Below are 23125 nucleotides of genomic sequence, written 5' to 3'. Positions count from 1 at the left end.
CAATGAATATACAAAACATCATCAACGAAGAGTTTCTCTATATCTTTGGATCTCTTGCCATTTTCGCCGTCTTCGTATTTTTTATTTTGCCTTACATGCATGTCGACAAGAAGGCTGCATTAAGGAATTCGCCACGCAAGGAGGAAGCCAGCTATCCCGGCGAGCAGAATGGGAAAATTGAGCGAAACAGCTCCGACTATCACTGATAGTGAGGAAACATTAACTAAGGCACTACTAGCTTCGTCACGCACTTTCTGAAAGAGCCATTGAACTGAGCTGCCTCTGGAAATTAGCCACCCAATGGTTATAGACAAGACAACTCCGCAAAGAAAAATGATCAAAGACCGAAAATCGACGAGCCCACTCCAATCCACAGCTACAAGAGAGTAATATCTCCCAATAACTTTCCCAATTACGACATAAGCAATCAGCCAAATCAGAAAATTCGGGATAATTTTCTCGAGAAGAAACTGCTTAAAGTTCATTTAGCTGCTCCCTTAAAGATCAATCTATGCTGTTACCGCAACAAAGTTTGGCACAGCTAGTTGGAGAGGCAACACCTGCTTGTGGGTGACAAAAAATTGGCCCAGCAATGGGGCCGCATGTGCGTGCTCAGGCAGCGTCACAACGGGGTGCGGTCGAAATTGATCACGCCCGGCCCGAACACCTCCAGGGCCTTGGTCTTCGCTTCACCCAGGGTCGTGCGGAGCTCGATCAGGTCGTTGCCGTAGTCGGCCACCACGTCCTCATCCGTCGAGGTCTGGCAGATGTAAGCCCACTGCGCATCGAGCTCGGTCAACGCCTCCAGGATCAGGTGGGCTTGCCAGTGAGTCAGGTCAAGGTGGAGCGTTTTCATGCGTTGTCAGGCCCTCAGGAAGGCACGCGCATTCTTCCCCAAGGTGGCACAATGGGTGGAACAACTTTTCGCCGCCACGGGTGGTGCAAGTTCGGGCTAACCCGTTGTTTCGACAAGCCTTTTTCGGATGGTGGTGGCACCTCCCTGAAGCGCCACCAAATACGAAACCCCGCAGAACGCAAGTCCTGCGGGGTTTTCCGTTTGGGCACTTGGGTTACGCTAGCGCCCTCGCGCATCAGCGCATGAAGGCGCGGACCACGCTCAATTGCAGCTCAGCGTCGCCAGGTTCTTCCCGGCCCCCGCCACATTGGGCAGCCTTTGCTTGACGCACGCCGGGTCATGCACCGTGTACGCATACGGGATGCCGACCGGGAAGTTCGCCGTCGTCGTCCAGTCGGTGGCGTCGCGCGAGGGGCTGGAGCCACTGGCCACCCACTTGATGCCGTAGGTCGCGAAGTCCGCTGGACTCTTCACGTTGTTGTTGCGCAGTTCCCAGTAGCCGATGGACGAGCTGTCCCGCGAGGTCACCGGGTTCTGCGCGTTCTCGAAGTAGTTGCCCTCGATCAGCGAGTACCCGCCCATCCGGATGTTGGCCCCCGAGGTCAGAACGTTCGAGTACAGGTTGTTGTAGAGGTGCGTGTACCCCGCCCGCTGCAGCGGCAAGCGCGACACCACATTGCTGTACACGTTGTGGTGGAAGGTGATGTAGCGGTCGCTGGCATCGCTGTCGCTGGAGCCGATCAGCCCGACCTTCTGGTGGTCGTGGATGTAGTTGTACGAGTAGGTGATGTGATGCGCGCCCGCCTTGCTGTCGATCAGGCCGTCGAACTCGAGGTCGCCAGCGCCGGCGCAGTCCTTGGTCGAGCTGAAGAGCGTGTTGTGGTCGATCCAGATGTTGCTCGGATAACCGCCGCTCTGGCCCTCGATGCCGATCGCGTCGATCTTCCCGGGCAACAGGCCGATCGTCATGTTGCGGATGATGATGTTGCTCGCCGCCGCCTTGATCGCGAGCCCGAAGTTGGCGGCCGAGCCGTTGACGCCCTCGATCGTGACGTTGCTCTTGTTCTTGATCTCGACGATCGCGCCGGCCGGCTTCTGCCATTGGGCGCAGGTATCGGTGATGGTGCCGAAGTCGAAGGTCCCGGCGTAGCGGATCACCAACCCGCCGGTGCCGCTGTAGGCATCGATGGCCGCCTGCATCTGGGCCGCGGTGGTGACCGTCACCGGCGTCGCCGAGCCGCCGCCGGTGACCGCCCCGGCATAACCACCACTGTGCCCGGCGGGAGCCGGTGCGGGTGCGGGGGACGGTGCCGGGGCGGGCGCGGGCGCAGGAGCCGGCGAAGGCGCCGGAGCGGGCGAGGCCGCCGGGCCGACAGCGCACTTCTCGGCAATGCCCGGATTCGGGTCGGCGCCGCCGAAGGTGGCCGATGTGCAAGGCACCGTGCCGGTGAGCGTCTTGATGACCCATTTGTCCTTGACGCCGAACGAGACCTGGCGCGCGGTCGCACCGACCTTGCAGCTCCCGCCTTCGTCGGCGCACTTGGAATAGCCGGAAGGCCAGTCGACCGCATGCGCGACGCCGACCGGAGCCACGGCCCCCACGGCGACCGCCATGGCGGCCAGGCCCCGTCGCGGGCCAGGGGCGCGAAGGCCACCAGTCAATGGCGGCTTGGGCGCGACCAGTTCGCCGGGCGCATGAGTACAGATGTTCTTCATGGATGTCTCCTGGATCGTTGAAGCGATCCGGCGTGGGCATGGCTGCGCCCTCACCGGTCACCGGTGAATCGAAAAAACTGCTCGGGAAACCCAACTGCCGATTCGCCCGCCTCGCGCACCGCGGACCAGCAGGGTCCGCGACGGGGACGGTGACCGTGGCAGCGGCCAGCGACGACATGCCGGCGCGCAGGCGCGGCCATCTCGTCAACGGGCGCAGACTAACGAGATCACCCGTTTTCGAAAAGCCGTTTTACATTTACCAAGCCAGCGTTACGACGCGCTCCGCGTGGCTTCCAAGTTCCCTGAGCGCACCTGTCGTACGCCAATTCCTGCCGCTCTTCGCCCGTCTTACAAATTCCCGGGAAAGTCCCGGCGTTTCCGCGCAAGGATCGACAGTTGAAAGCGTCGACTGCTCCTTAATATCCGCCCCCAGCGGACCCGCCCGGCGCCTCGCCGGCATCGACCAGAACGGTCCGCCAGAAGGACGTCGGGGTGGGTATGAAGTCGATCGGGTCGTTGGGTCACTGGGAAGCGTCCGCGCGCCGGCGGGTGTTTGCGGCCGCCTCGCTGCTGGCGATGTCCGCCGTGGCGATCACGTTGATGGCCAGTCCCACCGCAGCGCGCGCCGAACCGGCACTCGGCGCCCCCCTCGCCGCGCCGACGGCTGCCGAGGCACTGCCGACCGCGGCGAGGCTCGCCCCCATTCCCACGGCCGCGCCGATCGCGGCGCCCGCCTTGCCGACGACCACCGTGACCTTGGCACCGGCGTCCGTAGCCACGACCCTGCCGGCGCCGTCCGTTGCTCGTCCCTCTTCGGCGCTCGTGGTCGACTTCCGCGGCGAACCCGCCTCGCCCGAGGCCCGCGCGATGGCGCGAGCCGCCTTCGAGCGCGCCGACGCGAAGGGGCTGCCCTTCGCCGTCGTGGACAAGAAGGCCGCCAAGCTCTTCGTCTTCCTCGCCGACGGCCGCCTGGCTGGCGCCGCGCCGGCGCTGCTGGGCCTGGCCCGTGGCGATCGCGTCGCGCCGGGTGTCGGCGAGATGGTCGCCACCGGCATCCCGCCGGACCTGCGCACCACGCCCGCCGGCCGCTACGACAGCCAGCCCGGTCCCAATCTGAAGGGCGAGACCGTCATCTGGGTCGACTACGACGCCGCCTTCGCCATCCACCGCCTGCGCCCCAGCCCGGCGCGCGAGCGCCGCGCCGAGCGGCTCGCCTCGCCGTCGCCGGACGACAACCGGATCTCGCTGGGCTGCGTGGTCGTGGCGGGCGAGTTCTTCGACCGCGTCGTCGCGCCGGTGCTCGGCCACGGCGCCGGCGTCGTCTACGTGCTGCCCGAGCCCGCCCCCGCACCGCTGGCGCAAGGGGGCGCCACCCGGCAGCTCTGAGGCCGAGGCCTGCGTCGCCGCCCCGGCGGCGCTCGTCCCGTTAAACTCGCGCCCTTGCGAATTTTCCGCAGCCACTGGATCTACACCATGTACCGCTGTGCCCCGCCCGCCCTGCCCCGTCGTCGCCTGCTGACGACGTCGGCCGCCAGCACCGCCCTTGCCGCCGTCTTCGCGGTCCTCTCGACCGTTGCCACCCTCGGCGCGCTCACCGCCCCATCGACCGCCCACGCGCAGATCGCCCCCGGCCACCGCTACTTCCCGCAGCGCGCGCTGCGCGGCGAACTGGTCATCGGCGTGACGCCGGACGTCAAGCTCAACGGCAAGGCCGCCCGGCTCGCGCCCGGCGCGCGCATCCGAAACGCGGTCGACCAGGTCGCCACGCCGGGCTCGCTGTACGACCAGAAGCTGACCGTCCTCTACACCACCGACATCAACGGCCTGCTCATGGACGTCTGGGTGCTGAACGAGGTCGAGCTGGCGAACAAGTTCTGGCCGACCACCCCGCAGCAAGCCTCCCAACTGGTGTTCGACCAGGCCAGCCAGGTCTGGCGCAAGCCCTGATCCGCTGAACGCCTGCCCGCGCCGCGCCCCGGTCTTCCGGACAAGCGCCCCGGCGCGGGCCCGCGCCTCCCTTTGAATCCCGGCCGAGTCCGCCCCGCGGATCGCGCCGATGCCTCCCGGAGCTCCCCATGAGCAAGAAAGTCTTCATCAAGACCTTCGGCTGCCAGATGAACGAGTACGACTCGGACAAGATGGCCGACGTGTTGCGCGCCGCCGAGGGCTACGAGCCCACCACCGATGTCGAGCAGGCCGACCTGGTGCTGTTCAACACCTGCTCGGTCCGCGAGAAGGCGCAGGAGAAGGTGTTCTCCGACCTGGGCCGCATCAAGCACCTGAAGGCCAAGGGCGTGATGATCGGCGTCGGCGGCTGCGTGGCCAGCCAGGAAGGCGCCGCGATCATCGAGCGCGCGCCCTACGTCGACGTTGTCTTCGGCCCGCAGACGCTGCACCGCCTGCCGCAGATGCTGGCCCAGCGCCAGGCGCAGTTGCGACCGCAGGTGGACATCTCCTTCCCCGAGATCGAGAAGTTCGACCACCTGCCGCCGGCGCGGGTCGAGGGCGCATCGGCCTTCGTGTCCATCATGGAAGGCTGCTCCAAGTACTGCTCCTACTGCGTGGTGCCCTACACCCGCGGCGAGGAGGTCAGCCGCCCGTTCGAGGACGTGCTCGAGGAAGTTGCCGGCCTGGCAGACCAGGGCGTCAAGGAAGTGACGCTGCTCGGGCAGAACGTGAATGCCTACCGCGGGAAGATGGGGGACTCCGACGAGATCGCCGACTTCGCGCTGCTGCTCGAGTACGCGGCCGAGATCCCCGGCATCGAGCGCATCCGCTACACGACCAGCCATCCCAACGAGTTCAGCCAGCGCCTGATCGATGCCTACGGCCGGATCCCGCAGTTGGTGAACCATGTGCACCTGCCGGTGCAGCACGGCTCCGACCGCATCCTGATGGCGATGAAGCGCGGCTACACCACGCTGCAGTTCAAGAGCATCGTGCGCAAGCTGCGTGCGGTGCGGCCGGACATCCGGATCGCGTCCGACTTCATCGTCGGCTTCCCCGGCGAGACCGACGAGGACCACGCCAAGACCATGCAGCTGGTGCGCGACGTCGGCTTCGACGCCTCGTTCAGCTTCATCTTCAGCCCGCGGCCCGGAACGCCGGCGGCCAATCTGGCCGACGACACGCCCCACGAGGTGAAGGTGCGCCGCCTGCAGGAACTGCAGGCCGAGATCGAGGCCACCGCGATCCGCTACAACGACAGCCTGGTCGGCCGGACGGTGCCGGTCCTGGTATCGGGCCATGCCCGCAAGGACGCCACCGAACTGATGGGCCGCACCGAGTGCAACCGCATCGTCAACTTCAAGGGCCATGAGCGGCTGATGCACCAGATCATCCCGATGCGCATCACCGAGGCCTTCGCGCACTCGCTGCGCGGCGAGGTGCCGATCACCGCCGACCTGCCCGGCTGAGCAGCCCGACCACGACGACGAAAGCCGGCTGATGCCGGCTTTTCCGTTTCATGGCGGGACTCGTCGCGGGATCCGCGGCCGAGCGGCGGAGGGCCCGAGCGGCAGGGAGGAGATGGGTCAGCGCTTGTAGCTGACGCCCCACTGGGCGGCGGTGACGCCCAGCAGCATCAGGCCGTAGCCGGCCATGGTGCCGTCGCGCCCGGTCAGCATCAGCGCGGCGGCGATGCCCATCGTCCCGCCCAGTCCGCCCCAGACGGCGAGCGTGCGCCAGCGCATGCCGGCGACGGTCTCCCGCCAGATCAGCTTGAGCGCCAGCGCCATCAGCGCCGCGACGCCCCAGGCGGGCAGGAAAAGGTTGCCGAGATGCCAGACGGCGTCGAGTGGGTCCACGGGTCGGTTCGCTCCGGGCGAGGGATAAAAGTGTGACGAAAGCGCCGTTCTTGACGCATCCCGGGGCGATGAGCGCGCCGCCAAGGCCGGTGCGATGCACGGGTCGGGGCGGAATTTTATAATCGCGGCCATGTCCGTCTTCGCCCTCGGCCTGAACCACACGTCCGCGCCCCTCGATCTGCGCGGACGTTTCGCGTTCACGCTCGAGCAACTGGCGCCGACGCTGCTGCGCTTCCAGGACCAGGTCGGCGCGCCGCAGCGCCGCCGGACCGCCGCCGCGGAAGCCGCGATCCTCTCCACCTGCAATCGCACCGAGCTCTACGTCGCCGGCGACGCCGACATGGTCCGTCCGGCGGTGGACTGGCTGGCGCAGGTCGGTGGCGTCGGCAGCGCGACGCTGATGGACCATTCGTATGTCGTCGAGGGCGGCGACGCGGCGCGGCACGCCTTCCGGGTCGCCAGCGGGCTGGATTCGATGGTGCTGGGCGAGCCGCAGATCCTCGGCCAGCTGAAGCAGGCGGTGCGCGAGGCCGACCAGGCCGGCACGCTCGGCACGACGCTGCACCAGCTGTTCCAGCGCAGCTTCTCGGTCGCCAAGGAGGTGCGCAGTTCCACCGAGATCGGCAGCCACTCGATCAGCATGGCCGCGGCGTCGGTCCGGCTCGCCGCGCAGCTGTTCGAGAACCTGGCCGACCTCCGCGTGCTGCTGGTCGGCGCGGGCGAGATGATCGAGCTGGTCGGCACCCATTTCGCCGCCAAGGGTCCGAAGTCGATCTCGGTCGCGAACCGGACGCTGGAGCGGGGCGAGAAGCTCGCCACCCATCTCGGCGCCGAGGCCTTCCGCCTCGCCGACCTGCCGGACCGCCTGCACGAATTCGACGCGGTGATCTCCTGCACCGCCTCCAGCCTGCCGCTGATCGGGCTCGGCGCCGTCGAGCGCGCGCTGAAGAAGCGCCGGCACAAGCCGATGTTCATGGTCGACCTCGCCGTGCCGCGCGACATCGAGCAGGAAGTCGCCCAGTTGGACGACGTCTATCTCTACACCGTGGACGACCTGTCCAAGCTGGTCCAGACCGCCGGCGAGAAGCGCCAGGCCGCAGTCCAGCAGGCCGAGGCCATCATCGAAACCGGCGTGCAGAGCTTCGTCCACTGGCTGGGCCAGCGCCACACGGTGCCGCTGATCCAGGCCCTGCACCAGCAAGCCGACAGCTGGCGCCAGGCCGAGCTGCAGCGCGCCCGCAAGTTGCTGGCCAAGGGCGAGGACATCGATAGCGTGCTGGATGCGCTCGCGCGCGGCCTGACGCAGAAGATGCTGCACGGCGCGATGGCCGAGCTCAACGGCAGCGACGGCGAGCAGCGTCTGCAGATGGCGCAGACCGTGTCGAGGCTGTTCCTGCGCGGCAGCGCGAAGACGCCCGGCCTGCGCGCCGACGCGCTCGGCGACGAAGCGGATTCGTAGCGGCGATCGCTGCCGGACCCGGCGCGACGCGCCCGGTTCCCGTTCCGCCCGCGGCCGTCGCCGCGCCGTGATTCCCCGTGCCGCCCGCCCCGTCCCATTTCCCTTCGCGGGTGCCGCGCTCCCTCCGGATTCCCCATGAAAGACGCCCTGCGCCAGCAGTTCGACCGCCTCGGCTACCGTCTGGCCGAGCTCGACACCACCCTCGCCGACGGCAGCGTCGCGACGGACATGAAGCGCTACCGCGCGCTCACGCGCGAGCAGTCGGAGGTGTCCTCGCTCGTCGAGCGCTACCGGCGCTACCTCCAGCGCGAGCAGGATCTGGCCGCGGCCCGCGAGCTGCTCGACAGCGGCGACGCTGACATGGCCGACATGGCGCGGGAGGAGATCGCCGCGGCGCAGGAGGACCTCGCCCGGCTCGACCAGGAACTGCAGCTCGCGCTGATTCCCAAGGATCCGGACGACGACCGGCCGGCCTTCCTCGAGATCCGCGCCGGCACCGGCGGCGACGAATCGGCGCTCTTCGCCGGTGACCTGACCCGCATGTACACGCGCTTCGCCGAGGGCCAGGGCTGGCGCTGCGAGGTGCTGTCGGCCAACGAATCGGACCTGGGCGGCTACAAGGAAATCGTGCTGCGCCTGGACGGCGACGGCGTGTACGGCCAGCTGAAATTCGAATCCGGCGGCCATCGCGTGCAGCGCGTGCCGGCAACCGAGTCGCAGGGGCGCATCCACACCAGCGCCTGCACCGTCGCCGTCATGGCCGAGCCCGACGAGGCGGAGGAGATCCAGCTCAATCCCGCCGACCTGCGCATCGACACCTTCCGCGCCAGCGGCGCGGGCGGGCAGCACGTCAACAAGACCGACAGCGCGATCCGCATCACCCACCTGCCCACCGGCCTGGTCGCCGAATGCCAGGACGACCGCAGCCAGCACCGCAACAAGGCCAAGGCGATGGCGGTGCTCGCCGCGCGACTGCGCGAGAAGGACCGCAGTGAGCGCGCCGCCAAGGAGGCCGCGCAGCGCAAGAGCCTGATCGGCAGCGGCGACCGCAGTGATCGCATCCGCACCTACAACTTCCCGCAGGGACGCCTGACCGACCACCGGATCAATCTGACGCTGTACAAGCTGGGCGCGATCATGGATGGCGACCTGGCGGATGTCCTCCAGGGCTTGCAGCAGGCGCAGGCGGCCGAGCAGCTCGCCGCGCTGGAAGGCGGCGCGACGTGAGCACGCGACCCATGGGCGGGCCTGCGCTGACCGTCATCGGCGCCGAACGGGCCGCGATCGCCGCCGGCCTGCCGCGCGCCGAGGCGCAATACCTGCTGCAGGCGCTGCTGGGTGTGTCGCGCGCCTGGCTGATCGCCCATGACTCCGACGCGCTGGATGCGGTCGATCCTGCGATGAGCGCGCGGTTCCACGACTGGCTGGCTCGCCGCCTCGACGGCGAGCCGCTGGCCTACCTCACCGGCGTCAAGGAGTTCTTCGGGCTGATGCTGCGCGTCACCCCGGACACGCTGATCCCGCGTCCCGACACCGAGGTGCTGGTCGCCTGGGCCTTGGAGCGACTGGCGGACCGATCGGGAGCGTCCACGCCGCGCGTGGTCGACCTGGGCACCGGCACGGGCGCCATCGCGCTGGCGATCCAGTCGCGCCGCCCGGACGTGGAGGTCCGCATGGTGGACTTCAGCGTCGCCGCCCTGGCGGTCGCCCAGGACAACGCGCGCCGGCTGGGCCTGCCGGTGGAAGGCCACCTGGGGAGCTGGTACGAAGCCCTGGCCGGCCAGTCGGCGTTCGACCTGATCGTCAGCAACCCGCCCTACGTGGCGGGCGATGACCACCATCTGGACGCCCTGAAGCACGAGCCCCGCAGCGCCCTGACTCCCGAAGGGGACGGTCTGGCCGACCTTCGCCACCTGATCGAGGAAGCTCCGCCTCGGCTGCGCCCCGACGGATGGCTGCTGCTCGAGCACGGCTTCGACCAGGCCGATGCCGTTGCCGCGATGCTGCGCGCGCGCGGCTTCGTCGATGTCGAGACTCGTCGCGACCTGGGCGACCAGCCGCGAGCCACTGGCGGTCGCTGGGCGGGCTGAGCCCGGCGGATGCGTTCGAATCTCAACCATTTGCACCCAACTTCACACGCTGTTTCCACACTGCAGGAACCTGCGCCGGGAATCCGCAACAGTGCCTGGAAACCCCCTCAACTCGATCTGGCGTGGTAACTCGCCGGGGCGTAGCATGGTCTGACTTGGTGCCCGTTTTGAACCATTTCGAAACGGGTGATGTCGTCAGTCTGGGAGACCTGTCATGCGCGCCGCCCCCTTGCTCTTGCGCCTTGCCGTGGTCCTGGCCGGCAGTGTCTGCATGGCCGGTGCCGCCTGGGCCCAACAAGGCCTGCAGTTGAAGCCCGACCGCAATGCCTTCACCCATTGGCAGGCACGCCTGCAGGTGAGCCAGAGCCAGAACGACGACGCCCTTTCCTTCGACGCACGCCGCGGCAGTCGCCTGCTGAGCGCTAACCTGCTGGCGGACTATTACCTGACCGGCTCCGGCCTGGGTGCCGGCACGCGCGGCGGCCTGCGGGCCACCGGCGGACTGATGCTGGGCCCGATGTCGCTGCTGCAGAGCAGTTCCGGCCTCGCACTCGGCCGCAGCGCGGCGCTCACACCGTCGCTGTCGGCCGGTAGCCGCAGCCTCAGCCTGCTCACCGGCCCCGATCGCGAGCCCAACCTGTCGCTGTCCTACGTCGGCGTCGGCTACACCAGCTATTCGCTGCGCGGTGGCTGGGGCTTCAGCGCCGACCTGGGCGTGGTCGGCGGCGGCGCCTCCGGACTGCGCCTGGGCAACAGCGCGCCGCAGGCCGAGCTGTCGCAGGACCTGCGCTACAAGCCGGTCGTCCAGTTCGGCGTCAGCTACAGCTTCTGAGCCTCGCCGCCGTCGGATCGACGGCCCTTGGACCCCGCCGAGCGGGGGCTTGTCCGCTGCCCGATAATCGGCGGATCGCGCGGTCCGCCGTGCCGTCCCGGCGCCCCCGCCGGCCCGGAACGATTCCTGCCGCGCTCCCGCACACGTCTTCCCGCATCAGCTTTCAGAGGATTCCGCCATGAGCGACGTTCAGCAACGCATCGACGACCTGGTCAAGGGCAACCGGGTCATGCTCTTCATGAAGGGCACGGCCCAGTTCCCGATGTGCGGTTTCTCCGGCCGCGCGATCCAGATCCTGAAGGCCAGCGGCGCCAGCGAACTGAAGACCTTCAACGTCCTCGAGGACGAGGGCGTGCGCCAGGGCATCAAGGAATACGCGAACTGGCCGACCATCCCGCAGCTCTACATCGACGGCGAGTTCGTCGGCGGCTCCGACATCATGATGGAGATGTACGAGAGCGGCGAGCTGCAGCAGCTGCTGGCCAAGGCCTGATGACGGCCGCCGCGGCGCAGCGTCCGCGCCTGATCGTCGGCATCACCGGCGCGACAGGCGCGGCCTACGGACTGCAGCTGCTGCGCCGCGCCCGCGCGATCGGGGCGGAAACCCACCTGATCCTGAGCCCCGCCGGCGTGCTGAACGCTCACCATGAACTGGGGCTCGCGCGTGATGCGCTGGAACGCGAGGCGGACGTCGCCTACGCGCCCGGCGACGTCGGCGCCTGCGTCGCCAGCGGCAGTTTTCCGACCGCCGCGATGGTGATCGCGCCCTGTTCGATGCGCACGCTGGCCGCGGTCGCCCATGGGCTGTCGGACAACCTCATGAGCCGCGCCGCCGACGTCACGCTCAAGGAGCGCCGACGGCTGATCCTGATGGTGCGCGAAACGCCGCTGAACCTGGCCCACCTGCGCAACATGACGGCGGTCACCGAGATGGGCGGCATCATCTTCCCGCCCCTGCCGGCGCTCTATCTGAAGCCGACCTCGATCGAGGAGATGGTCGCGGAGACTGTCGAACGCGTGCTGGAGCTGGCGCAGTTGCCAGGCGCCGCGCCGCAGGCCTGGCAAGGGCTGCGTTCCCACGCTTGACGCCGATGCCCCCGGGCATCGACAGCACCTGACGGTGGTCTGACGCGGGCCCCTCCGCGTCGAGACCTCAGCTTTGTCCCGGCATCAGCCACGCCTTGCGGGCCCCCATCACCAGGTTCGGATACTCGGCCCGGCCGCGGCTCCCGTTGTAGCGTCCCAGCGCAAGGAACAGGTTGCCCTTCTCGATGTCGAGGTAGTGGCGCAGGATCACGCAGCCGAAGCGCAAGTTGGTCTGCATGTGGAACAGCCTGGACACCTGACCGTCCCCGATCGAGCGCGTCCAGAACGGCATCACCTGCATGTAGCCGCGCGCGCCCGCCACGCTGATCGCGTACTTGCGGAAGCCGCTTTCGACCTGCACCAGGCCCAGCACCAGCGCCGGCTCGAGTCCCGCCCGCGCGCTCTCGTACCAGAGCGTCTCCAGGAACTCGATCCGCGTCTGCGCTTCGCTCTTCTTGCGCTTCATCCGCTCGCTCATCTCGCCCAGCCAGCGCAGGTAGGCCAAGCGCGGCTCGATGGCCTCGAAGCGAGGCTTGGGCGGCGCATCCGAGGCAATCGCCGCCGACAGCGCCGAGCGCACGGCGTCGGCCAGGGGCTCCTCCTGCTGCGCACCCGCGAGCGCGGGTCGCGGCAGGCAGGCGGCCGCGCCGGCCAGCAGCAGCGCGCGGCGCGAGGTCGGGGAGATCGTCGGGAGGCGGGGAGCGGTCACGTCGGCGGAACGAAGATCAGCGGCGATCGACATCGGAAAGGGAGAGGCGCGGCATCGTAACGGCGCTGGGCGGCGCCGTCAGCGCGACAACCAGCGTTCCAGCGGCAAACGTCGCGGTCCGAGCGCCCGCGCCAGCCGCAGGCCGCCGATCCAGTACGCCAGCGCCAGGCCCGCGGTCACCAGCGTTCCCGGCTGCCACGACAGCCCTGCCCCGCTGAACAGCGCGAAGCTCAGCACCGAGCTGAACAGGTAGAGGGTCAGCGTGTGCCGTCCCAACGGCGCGAGCGCCTCCAGCAGACGCGGATCGCGCCGCATCCGCAGCACCAGGGCCGGGACCGCGGCGCTGAGAAGCAGCATCGTCGGATAGAGATAGAAGATGGCGTAGCGCCCGGTGACGAAGCTGTCGCCATCACGCAGGCCCGGCCAGAGCAGCGAGGTGAACGCGATGTTCAGCGCCACTGCTGGCCACAGCCAGCGGCGCGACCAGCGCCGCAGCGCGGGTTCCCAGCGCGGATGGGAGAACAGGCGCAGGCGGGCCGCCATGAGTCCAGCCGTCATCAAGAGCAGCGGCACCGGGACGCCGAGGGTCACGAAGGCGATGGTGGTCGCGGCGAAGTGGCCCGCATTGCGCAACGTCCACTCTGCCCACGGGGCCGGCGCCGTGAGCGGCACCGAGGGTTCGCCGGCCAGCGGCAGACTCGCGAGCACCATCATGAACGCGATCACCGCCAACTCCACGGCGATCAGCACCCGGATCCGGAACCTCAGCTTCGCCATCGAGTGGCCGGCCCAGATCGCCAGCAGCGACCCGGCCACGGCATACAGCGTCAGGATGTCGCCCATGTAGAGCAGGCTGCCGTGCAGCAGCCCCAGCGCCAGCATCTTGGCCAGCCGACGGCGGCGCCTGGCCAGGGCATCCACCCCGCGCGATTGCGACAGCCCCTGGCTGTAGCCGAAGAGGAAGGCCAGCAGGGCGATGCCCTTGCCCGCCACGAGCGCATGCAGCAACCAGGACAGCGCGTGGGCCGCCAGGCCTTCGTCGCTGCCGGGGGGACTCATCGGGCCCGCGTCGGGCAGCGCCGGATAGCCGACCCAGTTGACCGCGACCACCGGCAGCAGCGCCAGCGCGCGGAGCGCGTCCACCGCCGCGACGCGCTGCGGCGGACGAGCCGGGCTCACGCCAGGCGTTGCTTCAGGTGGGCGACGACATCGGCCAGCGCCAGCTTGGTGGCGGCGGCATCGCGACGGCCCTGGACCTCGACCTGGCCTTCCTTCAGGCCGCGATCGGAGATGACGACGCGGTGCGGCACGCCGACGAGTTCCCAGTCGGCGAACATCGCGCCAGGGCGCTCGCCGCGGTCATCCAGCAGCACGTCGATGCCGAGGTCGAGCAGCTCCTCGTAGAGCTTCGTCGCGGCGGCCTTCACCTCCTCGTTGCGGTCCATGCCGATCGGGCAGACCACCACGGTGAAGGGCGCGATCGAGTCCGGCCAGACGATGCCGCGCTCGTCGTGGTTCTGCTCGATCGCCGCGCCCAGGATGCGGGTCACGCCGATGCCATAGCAGCCCATTTCCATCAGCTGCGGCTTGCCGTTCTCGTCCAGGTAGGTCGCGTTCATCGCGGCCGAATACTTCGTGCCCAGATAGAAGACATGGCCGACCTCGATGCCGCGCTGGATCGCCAGCACACCCTTGCCGTCCGGCGACGGGTCGCCTTCGACGACATTGCGGATGTCGGCGACCAGGTCCGGCTCCGGCAGGTCGCGGCCCCAGTTGGCGCCGGTGAAGTGGAAGTCCGCCTCGTTGGCGCCGCAGACGAAGTCCGCCATGTTCGCCACCGTGCGGTCGGCGATGACCTTGACCGGCTGCTTCAGGCCGATCGGCCCCAGGTAGCCGGGCTTGCAGCCGAAGTGGGCATCGATCTCCGCGGCGGTCGCGAAGCGGAAGCCGCCCTTCAGCCCTTCCAGCTTGCCGGCCTTGACCTCGTTCAGGTCGTGGTCGCCGCGCACCAGCAGCAGCCAGACCTGCGTCTTCACGACCTCGCCGTGCTCGTTGAGCTCGTCGGTCGCCAGCACCAGCGACTTCACCGTCTGCGTCAGCGGCAGCTGGAGCAGTTCGGCCACGTCGGCGCAGGTCGCCTTGCCGGGCGTCGGCGTCTTGGTCAGCGCCTGCGTCGCCGCACCGCGCGTCGCGATCAGCAACAGCGCCTCGGCCAGCTCGATGTTGGCGGCGTAGTCGCTGGTCGGGCAGTAGATGATCGCGTCCTCGCCGGTTTCGGCGATGACCTGGAACTCATGCGAGCGGTCGCCGCCGATCGCGCCGGTGTCCGCCGCCACGGCGCGGTATTGCAGGCCCAGGCGGTCGAAGATCCGGCAGTAGGCCGCATACATGTTGTCGTAGCTGCGGCCGGCCGCGTCCTTGTCGCGGTCGAACGAGTACGCGTCCTTCATCGTGAACTCGCGCCCGCGCATGATGCCGAAGCGGGGCCGGCGCTCGTCGCGGAACTTCGTCTGGATGTGATAGAAGTTTTTCGGCAGCTGCTTGTAGCTGCGCAGCTCCTGGCGCGCGATGTCGGTGATGACCTCCTCCGAGGTCGGCTGAATGATGAAGTCGCGGCCGTGGCGATCCTTCACCCGCAGCAGTTCGGGGCCCATCTTGTCGAAGCGGCCGGTTTCCTGCCAGAGTTCCGCCGGCTGCACGACCGGCATCAGCAGTTCGACCGCGCCGGCCCGGTTCATCTCGGTCCGGATGATGTGCTCGACCTTGCGGATCACCCGCAGGCCCATCGGCATGTAGTTATAGATACCGGCGCCCAGGCGCTTGATCATGCCGGCGCGCATCATGAGCTTGTGGCTGACGATTTCCGCGTCGGCGGGGGCTTCCTTGAGCGTGGAGACGAAGAACTGGGAGGCTTTCATGGGCGCAAAAAATAAAAGTCCGCGGTCAGCCATGCCGCCGCGGAAAAACCGTTCACCACCGAGGGTTAGCGATGATCGCGCCGGGGCTCAGGCCCGGTGCAATAATCAATCCAACGAATGATTTGAGGTTGATTATGCTCGACCGTGAAGGCTTCCGGCCCAACGTCGGCATCATCCTGCTCAACCACAAGAACGAGGTGTTCTGGGGCAAGCGCATACGCACCCATTCTTGGCAGTTCCCCCAAGGGGGCATCAAGCATGGCGAAACGCCCGAGCAGGCGATGTTCAGAGAGCTGCATGAGGAAGTGGGCCTCACTGCAGACCACGTGCGCATCATCGCGCGTACCCGCGACTGGCTGCGCTACGAGGTTCCCGATCACTTCATCCGGCGCGACGCACGCGGCCACTATCGCGGGCAGAAGCAGATCTGGTTCCTGCTCCAGATGACCGGTCGCGACAGCGACATGAACCTGCGCGCGACCGACCATCCCGAGTTCGACGCCTGGCGCTGGAACGAGTACTGGGTTCCGCTGGAGGCCGTGATCGAGTTCAAGCGCGGCGTCTACCAGATGGCGTTGACCGAGCTCGCGCGCTTCCTGCCGCGGCTCAATCATCACAATCGCTACCTGCGGGCGGGCATGCGTCCGGCGCCGCGCGGCGATCGCCATGGCGGACCGAACGAGCAGGATCACCACCGGCACGACCGCGCCGACCATCGGCCTCACGAGCCGGAAGTCGCCGCGCACGCCGCGGAAGGTCCTGCCCAGGAGACCCGTGAGCGTCGGGACGCCTCGTCGCCCGCCGCCCCCCAAACCGGCTCGGTGGAACCGGCGAAGGACTGACCGGGACCGGTGCCGCGCAGGAGGCGCCGCCCCGGACAAGACAAAGGCGCCCTTGGGCGCCTTTCTTCCTGTGCGTCGCGGCGACCGATCAGCGCAACACGAGGTTGTCGCGATGGATCAGTTCCGGCTCGGCGGCATACCCCAGCACCCGCTCGATGTCGAAGGATGGCTTGCGCGCGATCAGCCGCGCCTCGGCGCTGCCATAGTTGGTCAGGCCGCGCGCCAACTCCTTGCCCGTCAGGTCGATGACCGCAATGACATCGCCGCGATGGAACTCGCCGGACACCTCGTGCACGCCGATCGGCAGCAGGCTCTTGCCTTCCTCGCGCAGCTTGATGGCCGCGCCGGCATCGACAACCACCTTCCCGCGCAGCTGCAGGTGGTCGACCATCCACTGCTTGCGCGCCGCCAGCTTGGCGGTCGACGCCATCAGTGCCGTGCCGATCGACTCGCCTTGGGCCAGCCGCAGCAGCACGTCGGGCTCCCGGCCCCAGGCGATCACCGTGTTGGCGCCGCTGCTCGCCGCCCGCTTGGCCGCCAGGATCTTGGTGATCATGCCGCCCCGCCCGATGCTGGACCCCGCGCCGCCCGCCATCTCCTCCAGCTCCGGCTTGCCGGCGGTCGCGCGGTCGATGAAGCGGGCATTCGGGTCCTTGCGCGGGTCGGCGGAGTACAGGCCCTTCTGATCCGTCAGGATCACCAGGGCATCGGCCTCGACGAGGTTCGCGACCAGCGCGCCCAGCGTGTCGTTGTCGCCGAACTTGATCTCGTCGTTGACGACCGTGTCGTTCTCGTTGATGACCGGCAGCACGCGATGCTGCAGCAGCGCCAGCAAGGTCGAGCGCGCGTTCAGATAGCGCTCGCGATCCGCCAGGTCGGCGTGCGTCAGCAGCACCTGTGCACTGGTGAGCCCCTGTTCGCGCAACTTGGTCTCGTACATCTGCGCCAGGCCCATCTGGCCGACGGCGGCAGCGGCCTGGAGTTCGTGCAGTTCCTTCGGCCGGCTGGCCCAACCCAGGCGCTTCATGCCTTCGGCGATCGCCCCGCTGGAGACCATCACCACCTCGCGACCCTCACGGGCCAGTTCCGCCAACTGGCGACACCAGTTGCCGATGGCCTCCGCATCCACGCCCCGTCCCTCGTTGGTCACGAGGCTCGAACCCACCTTCACGACGATCCGTCGCGCGTCCCGCAGGACACCAGTCAATTCGCCGTTCAGGTTGCCGTTGCTCATGCGATGGGAGGATGAGGGAGTCGTGGACTGGAGCCGGAAGTCAGGGCGATGTCGGGACCGCGTTCAGGGCAGCGGGTCGAAGCGCGGATCGCGTTCGGGCGGCTTCTCCGCCTTGTCGCCCTTGTCGACCTTCTTGCCGCGCGCGGCCTTGGTGGGCGTAGCCCCGGCCGATTCCGCCTTCGCCGCCTTGATCACCTTGGCCTTGGCGGCACGCGTCTTGCGTGTTTCCTGGAAAGCCTTGGGAGGATCGATCGTCGGCTCGTCGAAGCGAGCATCCGGATCCTCGACCGGCGGCGCCTGGATCGCGGCGACGTGGTCGTAGATGGCGCGGATCAACGGCTCACAGCCCTCGCGCGTCAGCGCGGAGATCTCGAACACCGGCCCCTTCCACTTGTAGCGCTTGACGAAGTCCTTCACCCGGGCGGCGCGCTCCTCGGCCGGCACCATGTCCAGCTTGTTGAGCACCAGCCACCGCGGCTTCTCGTACAGCGCCTCGTCGTATTTCTTCAATTCCTTGACGATGGCCTTGGCCTCCGCGACCGGATCCACGTCCGGATTGAACGGCGCCAGGTCGACCACATGCAGCAGCACGCGCGTGCGCTGCAGGTGGCGCAGGAACTGGTGGCCCAGGCCCGCGCCTTCAGCGGCGCCTTCGATCAGGCCAGGAATGTCGGCGATGACGAAGCTCTTCTCCGGACCGACGCGCACCACGCCGAGATTGGGATACAGCGTGGTGAACGGGTAATCGGCAATCTTGGGGCGGGCATTCGACACGGCCGCGATCAGCGTGGACTTGCCGGCGTTGGGCTGGCCGAGCAGGCCGACGTCGGCCAGCACGCGCAACTCCATCTTGATCTTCTTCACCTCGCCGGGCCAGCCGGGCGTCTTCTGCCGCGGTGCACGGTTGGTCGAGGTCTTGAAGTGCAGGTTGCCGAAGCCGCCATCGCCACCCTTGGCCAGCAGCACCGGCACATCGGGCTCGAGCAGCTCGGCGATGATCTCGTCGGTCTCGAGGTCGCGCACGATGGTGCCGACCGGCACCTTCAGCATGATGTCCTCCGCCGCGGCGCCGAACTGGTCCGAGCCCCGACCCGCTTCGCCGTTGCGCGCCTCATGGCGCCGGGCATAACGGTAGTCGATCAGCGTATTGAGGTTGCGATCGGCCACCGCGTAGACGCTGCCGCCGCGACCGCCGTCCCCGCCGTCCGGTCCGCCGAAGGGAATGAACTTCTCGCGGCGGAAACTGGCGCAGCCCGCGCCGCCGTTGCCGGCGGCGATATCGATGGTGGCTTCGTCAACGAACTTCATGGATGGCCTTCAGTCCCGGAGCGGGGCTATCGTAATTCAGGCCCCCGCGCTCCCGCGCAAGGACATGCTTTGAATCGGAGCGAGTCAGGTTTCGCCGGAGCTCGCGGTCGGCGCGGACGCCCATCGCAACGGGTGCCGAAAAAACAAAGCCCCGGACGAAGCCGGGGCTCTGGGTCCGCCGGAAGCGGAAGACCGGGTCTTCCGCCTCACGGCGTCAGGACATCAACGCGCTCAGGCCGCCGTGACGACGACGGTCGAGCGGCTGTTTTCGCCCTTGACGGTGAAGGACACCGTGCCGTCGATCAGCGCGAACAGCGTGTGGTCCTTGCCCATGCCCACGTTGGTGCCGGCGTGGAACTTCGTGCCGCGCTGGCGGACGATGATCGAGCCTGCCGAGACGGTCTGGCCGCCGTACACCTTGACGCCAAGCATCTTCGGCTTCGAGTCGCGGCCGTTTCGTGTCGAGCCGCCGCCCTTTTTCTGTGCCATGGATTACTCCTTGATCAGATTGCGAGTGAGTCGAGGATCAGCCGTTGACCGCGCTGATTTCCAGCTCGGTGAACGTCTGGCGATGGCCTTGGCTCTTCTTGTAGTGCTTGCGACGACGCAGCTTGAAGATGCGCACCTTGTCGTGCTTGCCATGAGCCACCACGGTGGCCTTGACGCTGGCGCCAGCAACCAAGGGAGTCCCGATCTTGAGGTCCGCGCCGTTTCCGACGGCCAGCACCTGGTCGATCACGATCTCTTGGCCAACTTCCGCAGCAATCTGTTCTACCTTGATCTTTTCGCCAGCAGCAACCTTGTATTGCTTGCCACCGGTTTTTATGACCGCGTACATATCAGCCCTTTCACATGCGAGCGACCCACGAAGCATTCCGTCGACCGCCCAAGAAAAAACACCGCATAAAGATGCGGAGCCCGAGAATGTAGCACAGACCCCCACCCCGATGCAAACCGGCAGACGCGCCGAAGCCCGCAGCCATGGGGCTTTGCGCCCGCAGAACCGCCAGGACGCGCATTCCGGCACAGGTCGCCGAGGACGAGCCACTCGCGCGGGTGCGCAGGAGCGCGAGGCTCAGCCAGGATCGCCGCGCCGGCCTTCCTATAATCCGCGCTTCCCCTCACCGTGAGTCCAGAGTGCAACCCATTGCCTCTACCCCTGTTGCCGAGGTCCTCGAGGCGCTGAATGCGCAGATGAAAGAAGTCGATGCCGTGATCGCGCAGCGGCTTCGATCGGACGTCGCGCTGATCAACCAGATTTCCGCGTACATCATTCATGCCGGCGGCAAGCGGATGCGGCCGAAACTGGTGCTGATGTTCGCCAACGCGCTGGACGCCGACTCGCCCGCCAGCCGCGAGCTCGCGGCGGTCGTCGAGTTCATCCACACCGCGACCCTGTTGCACGACGACGTGGTCGACGAATCCGCGCTGCGCCGCGGCAAGCAGACAGCCAACGCCATGTTCGGCAACGCGGCCAGCGTGCTGGTCGGCGACTTCCTGTATTCGCGCGCCTTCCAGATGATGGTGTCGGTGAATCGGATGCGCGTGCTCGAGGTGCTGGCCGATGCGACCAACGTGATCGCCGAGGGCGAGGTCCTGCAGCTGATGAACATGCATGACCCGGACGTGGCCGTCGACAGCTACTTGCGAGTTATCCGATACAAGACGGCGAAGCTGTTCGAAGCCAGTGCGCGCCTGGGCGCGGTGCTCGCGGACGCACCGCCCGCGCTGGAGGAAGCCTGCGCCGGTTATGGCCGCTCGCTGGGCACCGCCTTCCAACTGATTGACGACGCCCTGGACTACGAGGGCACCAGCGATTCGCTGGGCAAGAACGTCGGCGACGACCTGCGCGAAGGCAAGCCGACGCTGCCGCTGCTGATCGCCATGGAGCGCGGCACCAAGGAGGACCGCGCGCTGATCCGCCACGCGATCGAGCATGGCGAGGTGGAACGGCTGCAGGACATCGTCGCGATCGTGCGCCGCACCGGCGCGCTGGAAGCGACGCGCGAGGCAGCCCGCGCGGAAGTCGCACAGGCGCGACAACATTTGTCGGCGCTACCCCTTTCCAAGTGGAAAGAAAGCCTGCTAGAATTTGCGGCTCAGTCGGTTGAGAGAAGTTCTTGAACGAACTCTCGATCGAGTGACCAAAACGGGGTGTAGCTTAGCCTGGTAGAGCGCTACGTTCGGGACGTAGAGGCCGGAGGTTCGAATCCTCTCACCCCGACCAGGACATCGAAAACGCCGCGAATCGCAAGGTTCGCGGCGTTTTTCTTTGCGCGCTCCCCAACTGCTGCAACCGCTGGCCAACACCCTGCCAAGCCTGGCGCAGGGTCAGGCGTTGCTGCGTCCCGCGGAGGCTTCCCAGGGTCTCGCACATTTCGCGCTCAATTTCCAGTGACCAAGGCCGAAATTGCACGAAGCGTGAGACTTCAGTGAATGCCTGGGGCATCCCCACCGCCACCCCTTCGTTCAAGGGGGTAAAGTGAGAGGTCGTTCCGGCGCCAGCGCCGGGCATCCGGCAAGACCCAACCGATGGCGATATCCGTGGACACCACATTGGCCGAACACCCTCAGTCCGCCCTGTCCGGCGTTGCCCGCGTGCTCGTGCATGCGGGCAAGCTCAAGCCGCAGGCCGCCGAGGACCTGGTCAAGCTGGCGCGGGAGAAGAAGACCAGCTTCGTCAACGCGGTCATGGCCTCCGGGACCGTCTCTCCGTCGGACCTGGCCCACACGCTCTCGCATGCGCTGGCGTTGCCGCTGCTGGACCTGAACGCGGTCGACGCCCACAAGCTCCCGCAGAACATCATCGATGCCAAGCTGGCCGCGCAATACCAGGTCGTGGTGCTGGCGCGGCGCGGCAACCGGCTCTTCATCGGCGGCGCCGATCCGACGGAGCAGGAGGCGGTCGAGCGCATCAAGTTCGCGACCCAGCTGACGCCGGAATGGATCATCGTCGAGCATGACAAGCTGGCGAAGCTGCTCGGCATCACCGCCGCCTCGACCGCCGAGGCGCTGGAGGCGATCTCCGGCGACGACTTCGACTTCGACATCGCCGAGGAAGACGCCCCACCGCCGGAAGAGTCGCAGGACATCACCGATGTGGAGGACGCGCCGGTCGTGCGCTTCCTGCAGAAGATGCTGGTCGACGCCATCAACATGCGGGCGTCGGACCTCCACTTCGAACCGTTCGAATACCACTACCGGGTGCGCTTCCGGGTCGACGGCGAACTGCGCGAGATCACGCAGCCTCCGATCGCGATCAAGGACAAGCTGTCCTCCCGCATCAAGGTGATCTCGCGACTCGACATCTCCGAGCGCCGCGTCCCGCAGGACGGCCGGATGAAGCTGAAGTTCGGCTCCAAGGCAATCGACTTCCGGGTCTCGACACTGCCGACCCTGTTCGGTGAAAAGATCGTGATCCGGATCCTGGACCCGTCGTCGGCGAAGCTGGGCATCGAGGCGCTGGGCTACGAGAAGATCGAGAAGGAGCGGTTGCTGCAATGCATCCACCGCCCCTACGGGATGATCCTGGTCACCGGCCCGACCGGCTCCGGCAAGACGGTGTCGCTGTACACCTGTCTGAATATCCTCAACCAGCCCGGCACCAACATCTCGACCGTCGAAGACCCGGCGGAAATCAACCTGCCCGGCATCAACCAGGTCAACGTCAACGACAAGGCGGGGCTGACCTTCTCCGCGGCGCTGAAGGCCTTCCTGCGTCAGGATCCCGACATCATCATGGTCGGCGAGATCCGGGACCTGGAAACGGCCGACATCGCCATCAAGGCGGCGCAGACGGGCCACATGGTCATGTCGACGCTGCACACGAACGACGCCCCCACCACCCTGACGCGTCTGCTGAACATGGGCGTGGCGCCGTTCAACATCGCGTCCAGCGTCCTGCTGATCACGGCCCAGCGTCTGGCCCGTCGCCTGTGCGAAAACTGCAAGGCGCCGGCCGAGTATCCCCGCGAGGCGCTGATCCGCGCCGGCTTTGCCGAACAGGAACTCGACGGCAGCTGGAAGCCGTACCGCGCCGTCGGCTGCTCGAATTGCAACAATGGTTATCGAGGCCGTGTCGGTCTTTACCAAGTGATGCCCATCAGCGAGGCGATTCAGCGGATCATCCTGTCCGAGGGAACGGCCATGGACATCGCCGAACAGGCCCGCGCCGATGGCGTGCGGGACTTGCGGCAGTCCGGGCTGGTCAAGGTCCGGGCGGGCGTCACGACACTGGAAGAGGTGCTGGCGGCCACCAACGAATGACAC

23 protein-coding genes and 1 tRNA gene are annotated in these 23125 nt (G+C 67.3%); 14 read left to right on the top strand and 10 right to left on the bottom strand.

The genetic code is table 11. The features are described from left to right. The first annotated feature begins 2 nt into the window (after positions 1-2). Positions 3-206, top strand: coding sequence for a hypothetical protein (locus tag CS062_RS25710; protein WP_143742239.1), 204 nt, complete (start codon positions 3-5; stop codon positions 204-206). Positions 207-622: 416 nt separating this feature from the next. On the opposite strand, the gene CS062_RS03570 is transcribed toward CS062_RS25710, so the two are convergent. Together CS062_RS03570 and CS062_RS03565 are read right to left on the bottom strand one after the other, a co-directional pair. Then, positions 623-856: a hypothetical protein gene (locus CS062_RS03570; protein ID WP_099860079.1), complete on the bottom strand. Its 234-nt coding sequence runs from the start codon at positions 854-856 to the stop codon at positions 623-625. Between the two features lie 261 nt (positions 857-1117). Further along, positions 1118-2572, bottom strand: coding sequence for a pectate lyase family protein (locus CS062_RS03565; RefSeq protein ID WP_199174160.1), 1455 nt, complete (start codon positions 2570-2572; stop codon positions 1118-1120). A gap of 498 nt (positions 2573-3070) precedes the next feature. Between CS062_RS03565 and CS062_RS03560 the strand changes: the two genes are divergently transcribed. The 3 genes from CS062_RS03560 (at position 3071) to miaB (ending at position 5988) form a co-directional block, all read left to right on the top strand. Further along, positions 3071-3958, top strand: a complete 888-nt coding sequence (locus CS062_RS03560) for a hypothetical protein (protein WP_233217890.1) — start codon at positions 3071-3073, stop codon at positions 3956-3958. 87 nt (positions 3959-4045) lie between these two features. Then, entirely contained in the window at positions 4046-4519 is a 474-nt protein-coding gene (locus CS062_RS03555) for a hypothetical protein (RefSeq protein WP_099860077.1), read from the top strand. Between the two features lie 128 nt (positions 4520-4647). Next, positions 4648-5988, top strand: coding sequence for a tRNA (N6-isopentenyl adenosine(37)-C2)-methylthiotransferase MiaB (gene miaB, locus CS062_RS03550; protein ID WP_099860076.1), 1341 nt, complete (start codon positions 4648-4650; stop codon positions 5986-5988). A 117-nt stretch (positions 5989-6105) separates the two neighbouring features. On the opposite strand, the gene CS062_RS03545 is transcribed toward miaB, so the two are convergent. Next, positions 6106-6378, bottom strand: coding sequence for a hypothetical protein (locus CS062_RS03545; RefSeq protein WP_099860075.1), 273 nt, complete (start codon positions 6376-6378; stop codon positions 6106-6108). A gap of 130 nt (positions 6379-6508) precedes the next feature. On the opposite strand from CS062_RS03545, the gene hemA reads away from it, so the two are divergent. The 6 genes from hemA to CS062_RS03515 all read left to right on the top strand — a co-directional run bounded on the left by hemA (position 6509) and on the right by CS062_RS03515 (position 11845). Then, entirely contained in the window at positions 6509-7837 is a 1329-nt protein-coding gene (gene hemA / locus CS062_RS03540) for a glutamyl-tRNA reductase (RefSeq protein WP_099860074.1), read from the top strand. 135 nt (positions 7838-7972) lie between these two features. Then, positions 7973-9064, top strand: a complete 1092-nt coding sequence (gene prfA, locus CS062_RS03535) for a peptide chain release factor 1 (protein ID WP_099860073.1) — start codon at positions 7973-7975, stop codon at positions 9062-9064. Positions 9065-9075: 11 nt separating this feature from the next. Next, entirely contained in the window at positions 9076-9927 is an 852-nt protein-coding gene (gene prmC / locus CS062_RS03530) for a peptide chain release factor N(5)-glutamine methyltransferase (RefSeq protein WP_099860072.1), read from the top strand. 214 nt (positions 9928-10141) lie between these two features. Further along, on the top strand, positions 10142-10759 hold the full coding sequence (locus tag CS062_RS03525) for a hypothetical protein (RefSeq protein ID WP_099860071.1): 618 nt from the start codon (positions 10142-10144) through the stop codon (positions 10757-10759). Between the two features lie 178 nt (positions 10760-10937). Beyond that, positions 10938-11252 (top strand): Grx4 family monothiol glutaredoxin, encoded by a 315-nt coding sequence (gene grxD / locus CS062_RS03520; RefSeq protein WP_091727119.1) that lies wholly within the window; start codon positions 10938-10940, stop codon positions 11250-11252. Beyond that, a complete protein-coding gene (locus CS062_RS03515) occupies positions 11252-11845 on the top strand; it encodes a UbiX family flavin prenyltransferase (RefSeq protein WP_199174159.1) in 594 nt (197 codons plus the stop codon). The genes grxD and CS062_RS03515 overlap by 1 nt, the downstream gene beginning before the upstream one ends. Positions 11846-11912: 67 nt before the next feature. Here the strand turns inward: CS062_RS03515 and CS062_RS03510 are convergent, their stop codons facing one another. The 3 genes from CS062_RS03510 to CS062_RS03500 form a co-directional block, all read right to left on the bottom strand. Next, positions 11913-12554, bottom strand: coding sequence for a lytic transglycosylase domain-containing protein (locus tag CS062_RS03510; RefSeq protein WP_233217889.1), 642 nt, complete (start codon positions 12552-12554; stop codon positions 11913-11915). 78 nt (positions 12555-12632) lie between these two features. Beyond that, a complete protein-coding gene (locus tag CS062_RS03505; RefSeq protein ID WP_099860069.1) occupies positions 12633-13733 on the bottom strand; it encodes a DUF418 domain-containing protein in 1101 nt (366 codons plus the stop codon). Beyond that, positions 13730-15472, bottom strand: coding sequence for a proline--tRNA ligase (locus CS062_RS03500; RefSeq protein ID WP_099860068.1), 1743 nt, complete (start codon positions 15470-15472; stop codon positions 13730-13732). Before CS062_RS03500 ends, CS062_RS03505 begins: the two co-directional genes overlap by 4 nt. A 134-nt stretch (positions 15473-15606) precedes the next feature. On the opposite strand from CS062_RS03500, the gene CS062_RS03495 reads away from it, so the two are divergent. Next, a complete protein-coding gene (locus tag CS062_RS03495; protein ID WP_099860067.1) occupies positions 15607-16314 on the top strand; it encodes an RNA pyrophosphohydrolase in 708 nt (235 codons plus the stop codon). A gap of 88 nt (positions 16315-16402) precedes the next feature. Here the strand turns inward: CS062_RS03495 and proB are convergent, their stop codons facing one another. The 4 genes from proB to rplU form a co-directional block, all read right to left on the bottom strand. Further along, positions 16403-17548 carry a glutamate 5-kinase gene (gene proB, locus CS062_RS03490; RefSeq protein ID WP_099860066.1) on the bottom strand — a complete coding sequence of 382 codons (1146 nt, stop codon included), beginning with the start codon at positions 17546-17548 and terminating at the stop codon, positions 16403-16405. Between the two features lie 63 nt (positions 17549-17611). Further along, the gene (cgtA, locus tag CS062_RS03485) at positions 17612-18856 is read right to left on the bottom strand and encodes an Obg family GTPase CgtA (RefSeq protein WP_233217888.1); all 1245 of its coding nucleotides are present in this window, start codon (positions 18854-18856) and stop codon (positions 17612-17614) included. Between the two features lie 231 nt (positions 18857-19087). Then, complete coding sequence (gene rpmA / locus CS062_RS03480) at positions 19088-19345, bottom strand: 50S ribosomal protein L27 (RefSeq protein ID WP_091727137.1); 258 nt, start codon at positions 19343-19345, stop codon at positions 19088-19090. 37 nt (positions 19346-19382) lie between these two features. Then, the gene (rplU, locus tag CS062_RS03475) at positions 19383-19694 is read right to left on the bottom strand and encodes a 50S ribosomal protein L21 (protein ID WP_067065598.1); all 312 of its coding nucleotides are present in this window, start codon (positions 19692-19694) and stop codon (positions 19383-19385) included. Positions 19695-20050: 356 nt separating this feature from the next. Between rplU and CS062_RS03470 the strand changes: the two genes are divergently transcribed. The 3 genes from CS062_RS03470 (at position 20051) to pilB (ending at position 23122) form a co-directional block, all read left to right on the top strand. Continuing rightward, positions 20051-20980 (top strand): polyprenyl synthetase family protein, encoded by a 930-nt coding sequence (locus tag CS062_RS03470; RefSeq protein ID WP_099860065.1) that lies wholly within the window; start codon positions 20051-20053, stop codon positions 20978-20980. A 26-nt stretch (positions 20981-21006) separates the two neighbouring features. Continuing rightward, positions 21007-21083: transfer RNA gene (locus CS062_RS03465), tRNA-Pro, on the top strand. A 305-nt stretch (positions 21084-21388) separates the two neighbouring features. Next, a complete protein-coding gene (gene pilB / locus CS062_RS03460; protein ID WP_099860064.1) occupies positions 21389-23122 on the top strand; it encodes a type IV-A pilus assembly ATPase PilB in 1734 nt (577 codons plus the stop codon). Positions 23123-23125 lie beyond the last annotated feature (3 nt).

It is taken from the genome of Roseateles chitinivorans, from assembly GCF_002761755.1.
Taxonomy (GTDB): Bacteria; Pseudomonadota; Gammaproteobacteria; order Burkholderiales; family Burkholderiaceae_C; genus Roseateles; species Roseateles chitinivorans.
The sequence above is the reverse complement of the archived record's forward strand: the minus strand, read 5'-3'. Positions and strand labels throughout refer to the sequence as shown.